The organism is Halocola ammonii, assembly GCF_049334165.1.
In the GTDB taxonomy this organism is placed as follows: domain Bacteria; phylum Bacteroidota; class Bacteroidia; order Flavobacteriales_D; family Sanyastnellaceae; genus JBEGHD01.
The window spans coordinates 102,384-116,558 of record NZ_JBEGHD010000014.1; the positions used below are offsets into that span (position 1 = coordinate 102,384).

General features: G+C 45.1%; 10 protein-coding genes. 4 read left to right on the forward strand and 6 right to left on the reverse strand.

Going from position 1 to position 14,175, the window contains the following annotated elements; all coding sequences use genetic code 11:
* Positions 1 to 119 precede the first annotated feature (119 nt).
* Positions 120 to 1,538, forward strand: coding sequence for a Glu/Leu/Phe/Val family dehydrogenase (locus ABHV44_RS13955; RefSeq protein ID WP_459075322.1), 1,419 nt, complete (start codon positions 120 to 122; stop codon positions 1,536 to 1,538).
* Between the two features lie 57 nt (positions 1,539 to 1,595).
* On the opposite strand, the gene ABHV44_RS13960 is transcribed toward ABHV44_RS13955, so the two are convergent.
* The 5 genes from ABHV44_RS13960 to ABHV44_RS13980 form a co-directional block, all read right to left on the reverse strand.
* Entirely contained in the window at positions 1,596 to 2,357 is a 762-nt protein-coding gene (locus tag ABHV44_RS13960; protein WP_459075323.1) for an exodeoxyribonuclease III, read from the reverse strand.
* A 47-nt stretch (positions 2,358 to 2,404) separates the two neighbouring features.
* The gene (locus ABHV44_RS13965) at positions 2,405 to 2,734 is read right to left on the reverse strand and encodes a hypothetical protein (RefSeq protein WP_459075324.1); all 330 of its coding nucleotides are present in this window, start codon (positions 2,732 to 2,734) and stop codon (positions 2,405 to 2,407) included.
* 28 nt (positions 2,735 to 2,762) lie between these two features.
* Positions 2,763 to 3,218 carry an OsmC family protein gene (locus tag ABHV44_RS13970; protein WP_459075325.1) on the reverse strand — a complete coding sequence of 152 codons (456 nt, stop codon included), beginning with the start codon at positions 3,216 to 3,218 and terminating at the stop codon, positions 2,763 to 2,765.
* Positions 3,219 to 3,301: 83 nt separating this feature from the next.
* A complete protein-coding gene (locus tag ABHV44_RS13975) occupies positions 3,302 to 3,961 on the reverse strand; it encodes an HD domain-containing protein (RefSeq protein ID WP_459075326.1) in 660 nt (219 codons plus the stop codon).
* An 80-nt stretch (positions 3,962 to 4,041) separates the two neighbouring features.
* Positions 4,042 to 4,332: a muconolactone Delta-isomerase family protein gene (locus tag ABHV44_RS13980; protein WP_459075327.1), complete on the reverse strand. Its 291-nt coding sequence runs from the start codon at positions 4,330 to 4,332 to the stop codon at positions 4,042 to 4,044.
* Positions 4,333 to 4,565: 233 nt separating this feature from the next.
* On the opposite strand from ABHV44_RS13980, the gene ABHV44_RS13985 reads away from it, so the two are divergent.
* The 3 genes from ABHV44_RS13985 (at position 4,566) to ABHV44_RS13995 (ending at position 7,456) form a co-directional block, all read left to right on the forward strand.
* Positions 4,566 to 5,246, forward strand: a complete 681-nt coding sequence (locus ABHV44_RS13985) for a 30S ribosomal protein S16 (RefSeq protein ID WP_459075328.1) — start codon at positions 4,566 to 4,568, stop codon at positions 5,244 to 5,246.
* Between the two features lie 91 nt (positions 5,247 to 5,337).
* Complete coding sequence (rimM, locus tag ABHV44_RS13990) at positions 5,338 to 5,871, forward strand: ribosome maturation factor RimM (RefSeq protein ID WP_459075329.1); 534 nt, start codon at positions 5,338 to 5,340, stop codon at positions 5,869 to 5,871.
* 220 nt (positions 5,872 to 6,091) lie between these two features.
* A complete protein-coding gene (locus ABHV44_RS13995; protein WP_459075330.1) occupies positions 6,092 to 7,456 on the forward strand; it encodes a PhoH family protein in 1,365 nt (454 codons plus the stop codon).
* A 118-nt stretch (positions 7,457 to 7,574) separates the two neighbouring features.
* On the opposite strand, the gene ABHV44_RS14000 is transcribed toward ABHV44_RS13995, so the two are convergent.
* Entirely contained in the window at positions 7,575 to 14,132 is a 6,558-nt protein-coding gene (locus tag ABHV44_RS14000) for an HYR-like domain-containing protein (protein ID WP_459075331.1), read from the reverse strand.
* Positions 14,133 to 14,175: the final 43 nt, after the last annotated feature.

Consider the following 14,175-nt stretch of genomic DNA (forward strand, 5'->3'; position numbering starts at 1 on the left):
TTTCCGGGTTTTTTTATGAAATTACATTTCTCCTCGATGAAAAATATAGCCGATTCTGAAAACAAAATAGCCGACAAAACTGCTTAAAAACAGTACTGTCGAATAAACAATTTCATTTTATGTCAAATAATTCAAAGTTTAATTTATTCAATGATGTCAGCAGCTTTGTTGACGATGCTGCTCGATACATGGACATCCACCCTGGGTTGGTCAACCAAATAAAGCAGTGCAACAGTGTTTATGAATTTAGCTTTCCCATGCGAAAGGACGATGGCACTTACGAAGTCCTGAGTGGGTATCGCGTTCAGCACTCTCACCACAAGACTCCCACAAAAGGTGGTATCCGCTACAGTGAGCAAGTAAATGCGGATGAGGTGAAAGGTCTGGCAGCGCTAATGACTTACAAATGCGCGCTCGTTGATGTTCCTTTTGGAGGTGCGAAAGGTGGTGTGCGCATCGATCCCAGAAAATATACTGTTGAACAGCTAGAAAAAATCACAAGACGCTATACTTCTGAGCTGATAAATAAGAAATTTATAGGACCCGCCATTGATGTTCCCGCTCCCGACTACGGAACCGGAGCCAGAGAAATGGCCTGGATAGTTGACACTTATCAGGCATTTAATCCAGAAGTGATTAACGCCAAAGGCTGTGTCACCGGAAAACCACTTTCGCAACACGGTATTGACGGCAGGACTGAGGCCACTGGTATGGGAGTTTTTCTGGGAATCAGAGAAGCCGTTTCAGTGAAAGAAGACATGGACAAACTCGGTCTATCCACCGGACTTGACGGCAAGGAAGTGATCGTGCAGGGACTTGGTAATGTGGGTTACTATACAGCACTTTACCTGCAACAAGCCGGAGCAAAAATCATTGGAATCGCAGAATACAACGGAGGACTTTACAGTGAAAACGGAATTGACGTTGGCGCTGCCAAAGATTTCTTCAAGGAAAACAAAACTTTCGAAGGCTACGAAAAAGCAAAGTTTGTAGAGAAACCGGGCGAACTGCTTGAAACTAAGTGTGACGTGCTCATTCCTGCTGCTTTAGAAAACCAAATCACGAAGGAAAACGCCTCTGGGATAAAAGCAAAAATTATTGGAGAGGCGGCCAACGGACCAGTTTCCAAAGAGGCAGAACAAATACTTTCGAAGAACAACATTCTCATCATCCCGGATATGTATCTCAATGCCGGTGGTGTTACGGTTTCATATTTCGAGTGGTTGAAAAACCTTTCGCGAGTATCTTTTGGGAAGCTCGAAAAACGCTACGACATGCAGAAGTACAACACTCTGGTGGAAAGCATCGAGAAAGCTACCGGCAAACGATTTAGCCAGGAGCAAAAGGACATTATCATTCAGGGAGCTGACGAGAGAGACCTGGTTCAATCTGGACTGGAAGAAAGCATGGTAGACGCTTACCACAAAATGAATGAAACACGCAAGAAGAAAAATATAGACAGCATGCGCTCTGCGGCCTTCGTGCTTGCGCTTGAAAAGATTTCTGTTAGCTACATGGACCTGGGAATTTTCCCATAATCCAAAAGAGGAAATGAACAAAAACCCGATGATCTAATGACATCGGGTTTTTTATTTCTATTTCAGTTGAATGCCAACAGGACAGTGGTCCGAGCCATAGAAGTCGTTGAGGATAAATGCCTCTTCTACTTTTGAGAATAGCTTTTCGCTCACCAGAAAATAATCGAGCCGCCACCCGATGTTCTTCTCACGGGCATTCATTCTGTAGCTCCACCAGCTGTATTTCACTTCGTCTGGATAAAACCTTCTGAAGGTATCTACGAATCCTGATTCCAGGAATCTGGTCATCCCATCAATTTCCTTTTGGGTGTAGCCGGCAGATTTGTTGTAATTCGCCTTTGGCCTGGCAATGTCAATTGGTTGATGAGCCACATTGAGGTCTCCACACAATATCACTGGTTTGGTGCTTTCGAGATCTTTCACAAAAGCCAGAAAATCGCGGTCCCACTGCTCTCTGTAATCAAGGCGGACCAGCTTTTGTCCAGAGTTCGGTACATAAGCCGTAACTACAAAATAGTCGTCAAATTCTGCGGTGATCACACGCCCCTCTGTATCGTGGTGCTCAACACCAATTCCATAAATCAGATTTTTAGGCTCCTCTTTCGACAAAATTGCTGTTCCACTGTAGCCCTTTCTATCTGCAGAGTTTGTGAAAACGTGATACCCGTTTACATGGTCAATGGCTTCCACTACCTGATCTTGTTGCGCCTTTGTCTCCTGCAGACAAAGGATATCAGGATTGAGTTTTTCGATTTGTTCTGCAAAGTTTTTTTTGGCAATGGCTCTGATGCCATTAACATTCCAGGAGATCAGGTTCATCTAGAGTGATTTTAAAGTTTTAAAAAGTTGTGCCGGGGAGTTTATTTTTAAAGCACTTTTCTCAGTGCCAAAAGTAAATTTTCTTCCAGTGTGTCGTAGTCGTGGTTGGCAGCGAACAAAGTCTGAATCTCCGACTCCAATCTTTTCTTGTCATCTTCCGAAGGATAAAAATGCTTTCGTCCTTCGATGACCATTTGGACATTCTCATAGTCGGAGTATTCTTCGTAAATATCTTCGGCAAAGCGATAATTCTCGATACCAACTTTCTCTGAGATAAAGATTTTTTCTTCTTGATTGACCTGCAGATCAGCGTGAGCGGCATAAACCAAAATAAAGGCGTGATACTGATCTCTAGACCATTTTTTTACATCTTCCATCGGTTAAATAAATTTTTGAAAAAGATACTCAGATCTCTTTAAGCTCAGATACAATTTCGAGTTTTTCGCCATTTAAGTGAACCGTGTAGTCCAAATTCACATCGGTGTTTAGGCTCTTCAATACAGCGCAGTACTTTTCTATCGACAGGGAAACAGCGCGTTTCAGTTTCGACTCGCGGACTTCACCGATGACTATATAATCTATAGCAATATTTTGAATTGGGGCTGGCGCTGTCGATTTATCGCGCCAACCAGACACATCTATTTTGAGCTCACTCACCTGGTCGTTTTCATTCTTGAGAAAATCTACAACATCTGCACCACTGCAACCAGCAACAGACAAAAGAAGACACTCCAAAGGCGTCACTCCTTTGCCACTCTCTTTATTTCCATCTAAGGTTATTTGAAGACCTTCGGGATTTTGACCGACAAAGTGATCGGCCCCTTCCTGTTTACTGGCAGAAACTGAAATTTTCTGAATCATGATTTTAGTGAAGTTAGTTGATAAAACTAAGGTGATCGAATCTATTGAAATAAGCTAATACTCATTCCCGGATTCTTGGAATCTCAACAGTCTCCTTCCCATTCTTTGAAGAACCTATCGAGGTATTGTTCCATAAATTCGTGCCTACTCACTGCTATCTTCTCTCCTTCGGCTGTGTTCATCCTGTCTTTCAATAAAAGGAGTTTTTCGTAAAAATGATTGATTGTAGAGCCATTAGCAGATGAATATTCTTTAAAGTCATCGTGCATTTCTGGCTTCAGCTTAGGTTCGTGCATTGAGTTACCTACAAAACCACCGTATGCAAAGGTTCTGCCGATGCCAATGGCCCCCAGAGCATCAATCCTGTCAGCGTCCTGCACACAAGCACTTTCTTTGGAGCTTACGGGAGTTTCTACTCCAGCTCCCTTGTAACTCACTTCGCTGATGATTTCCTTGACAGCGTCAATAGTAGCACTGTCAGCACTGTGTTCTCTCAAGATCATTTCAGCCTGCAGCGGCCCTCTTTCCAAATCTCCTTCGAAAAACTTGTGGTCGGCAATATCGTGCAGCAAAGCTCCTAGCTCGGTGATGTATAAATCGGCATTCTCTTCTTTAGCGATCCTGAGAGCGATTTTCCTAACCCTGTCGATATGATGCCAATCGTGCCCGGTTCCTTCACCTTCGAATCTTTTTTTGACATCCTGCTCGACAGCTTCGATTACTGTTTTCTGTGAATCTTCCATTTGCACTAAATTAAAAAACCCTCACCGTAGTTTCGATGAGGGCTCAAAATGCTTTTCAAAAATTTATTGTCTAAAACTATCTAGTTGGCCGAAAATGTTGGCATTACGTGTTGAGCACTATTGTGAAACATCAACGGCTGCACATCTGCTTTCATGTAAACCGTCATTGGCAACTCTGCAATAATATCCATCGCTTCAAATTCTGTTTCAGCATCTACCACAGCCCAAAGTTTCTTTCTGTCTGTTGAAAGTGCATAACTAATCATTCGTCCAGAAGTCATCAGTTCGTCCACTTTCATCTGCTGGATAGGGATCATCCTGCTTAGCGATTTGGTGATGGGCGGAACTTTAAATTCTATCATATAATACATATCGTAACTCTTCCTTTTTTAAGTGTTATTCTCCATCGTCAGAACAAAAACAATTCCGTTCTTTGCAATCCCTTTTGGCGCCTGACAAAAAGTCAAATTTGGAGTATGTTTCCAGCACGAATATTTTTTTGGCCTAACCTCTTAAGGTCAAAAGATATTGATTACATTTGCACCCTTAAAAAATCAAGTTTTATTAATTAACTGGGTTTCGGACCCTTTTAACAATTAATTACATGCCAGTAAAAATCAGACTACAGAGACGCGGGAAAAAAGGAAAACCATTTTTCCACATTGTGGCAGCAGATGTTAGAGCCAAGCGAGATGGACGCTACATCGAACGCCTCGGAAGCTACAACCCAACCACCAACCCAGCCACCATCGAGCTCGATGGAGATGCTGCTTTGAGATGGTTGCAAAATGGAGCTGTTCCCACCGATACTGCAAGAGCGATTTTATCTTACCGTGGTGTGCTTTATCGCAACCACCTTCTTCGCGGAGTTAGAAAAGGTGCTTTGACGGAAGCAGAAGCTGACAAAAAGTACGAGCAATGGCTAGCGGAGAAAGAGCAAAAAATCGAGAAAAAGAAAGAAACACTCAGTGAATCTGAAGCCAAAGAAGCTGCGGATCGTCTAGCTAAAGAAAAAGAAGTTAGCGAAGCAAGAGCAAAAGAATTGGCTGCTGCCAATGCTCCTGAAGTAGAAGAAACAGAGGCTGAAGAAGCACCAGCTGCAGAAGCTGCAACTGAAGAAGCTCCTGCCGAAGAGAAAGCAGAAGCGAAAGAAGAGGCTGCAGAAGCAACTGAAGAGAAAAAGGAAGAAGAGAAGAAAGAAGAGCCTAAGGCCGAGGAGAAGAAAGAAGAACCAAAAGACGAAGCGAAAGACGAGTCTGCGGATGACAAGAAAGAAGACAAATAATTTTCCTTATTTCATAAATCTCGCTAAAACCGCCCCGGCTCGACCGTGGCGGTTTTTTTATGCTTTCTAACCACTGATCAACCATTTAGCAATGACAAAAGAAGAGTGCTTTTACCTGGGGAAAATCACCAAGCTTCACAGCTTTAAAGGTGAGTTGGAGATTTTTCTGGACGTAGATCAACCTGAGGTCTATCGAGAGCTCGACATGTTCTATGTAGAAATGAACCCAAAGCAATCTATGTTGGTTCCGCACTTTATTGAAGAATTGCAGCAAAAGCGAGACAAACATTTTAGGGTTCGTATTGAAGACATCGACAGCGAAGAGATGGCTATGACACTCGTCAACAAGGCCATTTATCTACCTCTTGAAGAATTACCAGAATTAGGTGAGAATCAGTTCTACTACCACGAAATCATCGATTTCAAAGTGGTTGACGAAGACCACGGTGAAGTCGGCATCGTTTCTTCAGTTGCAGATCAGGGTGCAAACCATATGCTCGTGGTGGAGCGTGATGAAAAAGAAATTCTGATACCTATTAATGATGCTTTCTTTCGCGGAATAGATAAGACGAAGAAAGAAATCTATATCTCTACACCTGAGGGATTCTTCGAGCTATTCAGCTAAACCGGACCGGAAAAAACGGCAAATTAATTTTCTGAAGTTAAGCCGAGGTTAAAACAGCAAACTCGTTTTTTCCATGGATAGAAAGTGGATAACTCTCACCTCACAAACCAATATTCACTTCGTTAACTCATTACATTAGGAAGAGTTGTGAGCCCCAAAGCTCACCTCCGGCAACGGCCGGTAGTAAAGCAGTTTTTACCCACAAAACACTCTCCAGACTATGAGCGCAAAGAAAAAAGTGAAGAAAATCTACGTTCTCGACACGTCAGTTCTCCTCCACGATCACAGTTCTCTTCTCAGCTTTGAAGACAATCACATCGCCATCCCAATCACCGTCTTAGAAGAGCTCGACAATTTCAAAGTCGGCAACGAAACAAGAAATTTTGAGGCGAGGGAATCTATCCGGACTATCGACAGGATTTCGAAAGACTACACCCTCCAGGACTGGATTCCGATTTCCAGAACTGAAGATGATGAAGAAATGGAAGAGCCTCCCCAGGGAATGCTCAAAATAATTATGAACGGGCCGCCAGAAGATGGAGATGCCACTTCAATTTTCAACGATCGAAAGAACGATCACAAGATTTTGAATGCAGCTTTGCTACTGACCAAACAAGAGCCGAAAGCAGTAGTAACGCTTGTTTCCAAAGACATCAATCTGCGGCTAAAAGCCAAAGCTCTCAGACTCCCGGCAGAAGATTTCAGGACCGGAAAAGTGAAGGGCAAAAACATCACCTATTCAGGAAGGTCAGTTGTAGAGAATGTAGACAGCGAAGTGATTCGGAAGATTTACCAAAGCGGCAAAAGTCGAAAAATCACTTCCCTTGGAAAAGAGCGGTCGAACAACCATTTCTACATCTTAAAAAATTGTACCTCCTCTGCCCTCGCCTTCTACAGCGACAGGGACAAAACTATTGAGCGAGTAGACAAGCGCTACGCCTACGGAATCAAACCTAAAAATGCGGAGCAGGCCTTTGCCATGCACGCCATCATGAACCCAGACGTGAGACTCGTAACCATAGCCGGGGTGGCAGGTACTGGAAAAACGCTACTCGCGCTTGCCGGATCGCTCGAACAAAAAAACAAGTTCGAGCAAATCATTCTTGCCCGTCCTATTGTAGCACTAAGCAACAAAGACATCGGTTTTTTGCCCGGTGATGCTGAAGAGAAGATCAATCCCTTTATGCAGCCGCTCTGGGACAACCTAAAGTTCATCAAGAGTCAATTTGGAGAAAACGAAAAGAAGTACCGGGCAATAGAAGAAATGCAAGAGAGCGGTAAAATTCAGATTACTCCACTTGCCTACATCCGTGGTCGCAGCTTGTCGAACATCATTTTTATTGTAGACGAAGCTCAAAACCTCACACCTCATGAGGTGAAAACAATCATTACCCGAGCAGGAGAAAACACGAAAATCATTCTTACTGGAGATGTGAGACAGATCGATACGCCTTATCTGGATGAGCAATCGAACGGAATGTCCTACGTCATCGACAGGCTGAAAGGAAATCCTCTTTATTGTCACGTAACACTGGAAAAAGGAGAGCGTTCTGAACTCGCTAATCTGGCCAACGAGTTTCTGTAACAGATCTGAAATTCAAACAACACCGAGCAGGCTGTCTCAAATAAAATCGCCCCGTTTGGAAATCCAAACGGGGCGATTTTTTGTTCAATAGAGTGTAGAGACCTCAGTAGTTAAACCTTTAGTCACATTCTGTTCCGAAGACTGACAACTCGAATAGAATCTCTTCTGTTCCTACTTTTCCGTCACCGTTCACATCAAGGATTCCGCAGTCTTGCTGACATCCCATTCCTGAGAGCAACATGAGTAAGTCACCTGTTCCGATGTAGCCATCGAAGTTGAAGTCACCTGGGCAGCCTTGTGGCTCTTCAGTAACATCGTCTTCGAAGTCTTCGAAAGAAATGTTTATTGAGTGAGTTGTTGTGTTTCCTGCACAGTCTGTTGCAGTCCACGTCCAAACCACTTCGTATTGTGGGCAGCAATCGTGGTTGAATGCCACATCTCCTGCTCCACTTACTTCGTCTTCAAATTGTGTGCTAGCATCTACAAAGAGTCCATCGTAGCTGAACCATCCACCGCTACCGTACTGATCGTTTACGTTGTTGGCAGCTACACCAAGCTGGTATCCGTAGTAGTAGCTTGAAGGCGCGTGACTCAGACTCAGATCAGATCCAGCGAAATCTCCCCAACCAGTAAGCGTTGACTCCTCGTTGTTGATGATGTAGTAGATCCAATCTTCGTAGTTGTCACCAGCAATTCCAAAGTCATCTTTATAGCTGTTGGCGAAACCTTGAGTACTCCACTGGTTCCATGGCAAGCCATTTTCCAACAGGATGCTCACTTCCCATCCGGCATTCGGATTGTCCACACTTACAACTGTTGCTGTAATTTGAGCAGAACCATCTTCATACTCCATCCACGATCCGTCTACCAATGTGTAGTACTCGTATCCACCAGGGAAGCTATTGAGGAACAACGCCCAATCAGGGTTGTAGTAAGGACTCTCAGGCTGAACAAGCATGCACTGACCTTCAGCTTCCTCGTCTGGTGCTTCACCAATGTAAGTTTGCTCGAAAGTCACGTCAACGTCTCCATCACAAACATCAGATGCTGTAATTGAAGGAACTTCCGGAAGATCAGACTCACAGTCGAGAACGATATCTTCTGGGAGTTCGCTCAACGTTGGTGCTTGAGTATCCTGAACTGTAATTGTCTGGGTGTAGTAAGCGAGGTTGCCACACTCATCAACTGCAGTAAAGACTCTCTCAATCACATACTCACTTGGGCAATCTGAAGGAAGCGTGTTATCAACAGATGTCACTGTAGCTGTTCCGCAGTTGTCTTCAGCAAATGCCTCAGAAGAAGGTATCTCATCGGAGCACTCGAGAGTGAGGTCTTCTGGAACTGCTGTAAAGACAGGTGCTTCTGTATCAGCAACAGTGATTGTTTGCTGAACTTGAGCTGAGTTTTCACAAGCATCAGTTGCTGTCCACGTTCTCACGATTTGATACTCGCAAGAAGTTTCGTCTCCAACTACTGATTCGCTAAACGTAAACTCTACTCCAGAGCAGTTGTCTTCTGCAGTCAGCTGAGCTGGTGCTGGCACATCGCTAGCACAAGCTACTGTCGCATCTTCTACTTCACCGATAATTACAGGCGCTGTAGTATCTACAACAGTGATCACTTGCGTAACCGTTGTTTCGTTTCCGCAATTGTCAACCGCTGTCCAAACATTTTCAATTTGGTATCCGCATTCCTGAACGATGTCCGTAGTTGCATAGAAGATTTCTAGCTCTTCGTCACAGTTGTCTGCAAATTGCGGCTCGCCAGTTTCACCAACCTGACCACATTCGAATGTGAGATCTTCAACACCTACAACTACTGCTGGAGCTGTTGTGTCAATCACTGTGATAATCTGAGTCACAGAAGTTGAGTTTCCGCAATCGTCTGTGGCTGTCCATGTTTTCTGGATCTGGTATTCGCAGTCTCCAGCGGAGATAGAACTGATTGCTGTCAATTCGAGCTCTGGATCGCAGTTGTCGCTAAACACTGGCGCATCTGTTGGCTCTGGCTGGTCGCACTCAATTGTTACGTCTTCCGGAGCTGAAACGACTACCGGAGCAGTTGTGTCAGTTACCGTGATCACCTGAGTGTGAGTAGTTGTGTTACCACATTCGTCTGTTGCACTCCAGGTGCGGTTAAGAGCGTATCCACAATCGAGATCTTCAGTGAACTCGCTGAACACTACCGCCACTTCAGGGCTGCAGTTGTCAGTCGCTGTGATCTCGTAAGTTGGAGCCTCTTCATCGCACTCGATGGTCAGGTTCTCTGGAGTAGCACTCAACATTGGTCCTTCGATATCAGTGAAGATGAATGTGAACACTCGTTGCGAGCTGTTTCCACAAGCATCGGTCGCTGTCCAGATGTAGTTCTGAGTGTAGTTGTTTGGACAGTCACCATCGATGGTTTCGATCTCAAATTCAAGTTCGATGTCTTCATCGCAGTTGTCGGTCACTGTTGGCTCAATCACTGTCGGCTGAACGTTGCAAGCAAGTTCTGTTGTGCTGTCTTCTCCGCTGATCACCGGTGCAGTTGTGTCAACCACTGTGATCACCTGGCTAACGGTTGTTTCATTTCCACAATCATCAATAGCTGTCCAGCTTCTTGAGATTTGGTATCCGCAAGTGTCTTGCGAAATGGTGCTGATCGCTGTGATCTGAAGCTCCTCATCGCAGTTGTCGCTAAACACTGGCTGATCGGTTGGCTCAGGATCTCCACATTCGATGGTTACATCTTGAGGAACTGATTCAGCGACCGGAGCTTCTTCATCTACAATCGTAATTGTTTGTGTGTGGAAGCTTGAATTACCACAGTCGTCAGTTGCTGTCCAAATTCTGATAACCTGTGCTCCGCAATCCATTTCAACAACATCAGAAACCATTGTGATCAACACGTCTGGATCGCAATTATCTGTCGCTGTAATTTGATACTGAGGAAGCGCTTCATCACAGCTGATAGTTTCATCAGCAGGCACTCCATGGAGAACAGGTGCAGTTGTATCCTGAACGTTGATCGTCCAAACGGCACTTGTTTCGTTTCCGCATTCGTCAATCAAAGTCCAGGTGCGCTCGATGATGTAGCTCTGAGGGCAATCACCTCCAATGATGTTTTCACCTTCATAAGTGAGAGTCACATCGGTGCAGTTGTCACTGAAGAGAATTTCAACTCCATCTGCAGAAGGGATTTCAGAATCACACTCAACCGTGAGATCTTGTGGGAATGATTCGAAAACCGGAGCAACAGTATCAATGAGTGTGATGATTTGCTCGAAGTAAGCTTCGTTTCCGCACTCATCTGCTACCGTGTAATTTCTGAGGATTCTACCTGCACAACCTCCTGAAGCTGGGTTATCAACAAAGCTGATTTCCAACTCTTCTGAGCAATTATCAGTAGCTGAAACCAGATTTGCCATGTTGATGTTGTCACAAGACATTTCAACTTCAATCTCTGCTTCAATCACTGGAGCCGTTGTATCGACAACAGTGATCACCTGAGTATGAGAAGCGGTGTTTCCACAATCGTCTGCAGCACTCCAGGTGCGAGTCAATGTGTAACCACAATCCAGCACTTCCAGACCTTCTGCCATAAACACTTCCACAGTGTCTGTACAGTTGTCAGTAGCTGTAATTGTGTACGATGGAATTTCTTCATCACACTCTACCGTTAGGTTTTCAGGCATTTCACTGAGAACAGGAGCAGTGGTATCCACAACCGTGATGGTTTGGCTAACAGAAGTTGAGTTTCCGCAATCGTCTGTCGCTGACCATGTTTTCTGGATCTGGTATCCGCAGTCTCCAGCGGAGATTGAACTGATGGCTGTCAGTTCGAGCTCTATATCGCAGTTGTCGCTAAACACTGGCTGATCGGTTGGCTCTGGCTGATCGCACTCGATGGTTACATCTTCTGGGGCAGAAACCACTATCGGTGCAGTTGTGTCTGTCACAGTGATCACCTGAGTGTGAGTAGTTGTGTTGCCACATTCGTCTGTCGCACTCCAGGTGCGGTTCAGAGCGTATCCACAGTCAAGAGATTCAACTGACTCGTTGAACGATACTGCCACTTCAGGGCTGCAGTTGTCGCTAGCTGTGATCTCGTAAGCCGGTACCTCTTCATCACATTCGATCGTCAGGTTCTCTGGTGTAGCGCTCAATATTGGAGCTTCAGTATCAGTGAAGATGAATGTGAACACTCTTTGCGAGCTATTTCCACAAGCATCAGTTGCTGTCCAGATGTAGTTCTGAGTGTAGTTGTTCGGACAGTCACCATCGATGGTTTCGATCTCAAATTCAAGTGAGATGTCTTCATCGCAATTGTCGGTTACTGTCGGCTCAATCACTGTCGGCTGAACATTGCAAGCCAGCTCCACTGTGCTATCTTCTCCACTAATCACCGGTGCAGTTGTGTCTACTACCGTGATCACCTGGCTAACACTTGTCGAGTTACCACAATCATCGGTCGCTGTCCAGCTTCTGCTGATTGTGTAACCGCACTCATTGTTAGAGATAGAACTAATAGCTGTGATCTGGAGCTCCTCATCGCAGTTGTCGCTGAACACTGGCTGATCGGTTGGCTCTGGCTCTCCGCATTCGATAGTTACGTCTTCCGGAGCCGAAACTACAGTAGGTGAAGTAGTATCAATCACTGTGATCGTCTGATCTACAGTAGTTGAGTTTCCACAATCATCAGTCGCGGTCCAGCTTCGGTTGATTATGTATCCACATTCCTGAGGAACAATACTTGAAGCGACTACTACATCGAGTGAATCATCGCAAGAGTCGGTGAACACTGGCTCCACTTGAGGAAGTTCATCACTGCATTCAACTGTCGCATCATCAGGTGCGCTTAGCACTTCAGGAGCAGTGTTGTCTTCGATTGTGAAGAACTGGTATGCTACAGAAGAGTTACCGCACGAGTCTGTTGCTGTGAACTCTCTGATGAAGCAATCCACTACCGGGCATTCCAGTGGGGTGGCTGTGATCGTGATGTTCGTTACGTTGGCTACGGCCGATCCGAGCTGGTCGTCTGTTGCGTTGATGATGAAGGCGATCTCGCTGCCGGCTGGTACTTCGAAAGAAGCACTGCCTGACTGATCGTTTGCTCCTGCATTGTCTGACAGCTGTGTGAACACTCCGTCTAAGGTGTAGCCGAACTCTTCATAAGCTGGTCCGTCTACATCGGTGGTCAGGTAATCCCAGTCGAAGCTAATGGTCAGCGCTTTTGCTGCTGATGTGAGGGCTACAATCTGGCTAACCAGTGTTCCTGAATCTGAGCTTTCTAGTGTCAGTCCATCTTCGTTAGCTTCGCCAAAGCCGTCTCCGGAAGTAGAAGTGAATACCCACGGAGTGATTAAGTCAAAGTCCGCATAAGTCACAACTACCGAACTATCGCAGTTGTCAGTCGCATCTGGAAGAACAACTTCACCTTCATTTCCGCACTCAAGCACTTGGGCCTCCGGTACGTTTGTGATAACAGGTGCTGTTTTGTCTTCTACATTGATCGTCCAAACTCCGACTGTCTCGTTTCCACAGTTATCAGTAATAATCCAGGTGCGCTCGATGGTGTAGCTATTCGGGCAATCACCTTCGATGATGTTTTCACCTTCGTATGACAAAGTCACTTCTGTGCAGTTATCTTCAAATGCAATCTCCACACCGTCTACTGATGGTGGATTATCATCACAGTTGATTGTGAGATCCTGAGGGAATGAAGTGAATACAGGGGCAACTGTATCAATCAACGTGATGATCTGCTCAAAGTAAGCTTCATTTCCACAATTGTCAGTTACCGTATAGTTTCTCAAGATTCTACCTACACATCCTCCAGAAGCATTCGCATCTTCATAAGTGATTTCGAGGTCCTCATCGCAATTGTCAGAAACAGAAGTAAGAACTGGTACATCGTAATCATCACATGCAAGATCAACTTCAATTTCGGCTTCGATAACCGGAGCAATTGTATCGATGATGGTAATCACCTGTGTTGCCGTAGTCACGTTGCCACAAACATCAACTGCTGTGAAGATGCGTGTAATAACAGTTGAGCAAGAATCGCTGACAACTTCGTCAAAGTGAGTAATTGTTACTTCTGAACAATTGTCTACTGCCTGAGCTGGCTCAAATGGAACATCTTCAACATCGCACTCAAGAGTCAGATCTCCAGGTACGAAAGTGAATTCCGGACCGGTTGTATCGACAATCGTAATTGTTTGTGAAACTGTAGTTGAGTTACCACATGAATCTGTTGCAGTCCAGCTGCGCTGAATCTCATATTCACAATCAAGTTCAACGATAGAACTAATTGCAGTTACCTCGAATTCACTACAAGCATCATCAAACACTGGAGCATCCTGTGGAACAGGCTGATCGCATTCAACAATCATGTCCTCCACTCCTTCGATTACCTCAGGACCTGTCGTGTCCTGGATCGTGAAGAACTGGTGTGCTACCGATGTGTTGCCACATGAATCGGTGGCGGTGAACTCACGGATGAAGCAATCTACTACTGGGCATTCCAGTGGCGTGGCTTCGATCGTGATGTTCGTTACGTTGGCTACGGCCGATCCGAGCTGGTCGTCTGTTGCGTTGATGATGAAGGCGATCTCGCTGCCCGCTGGTACTACCAGTGAATCTGATCCGTTTTGACCGTTTGCTCCTGCGTCATCTGACAGCTGAGTAAACACTCCGTCAATCGTGTAGCCAAACTCTTCATAAGCTGGTCCGTCT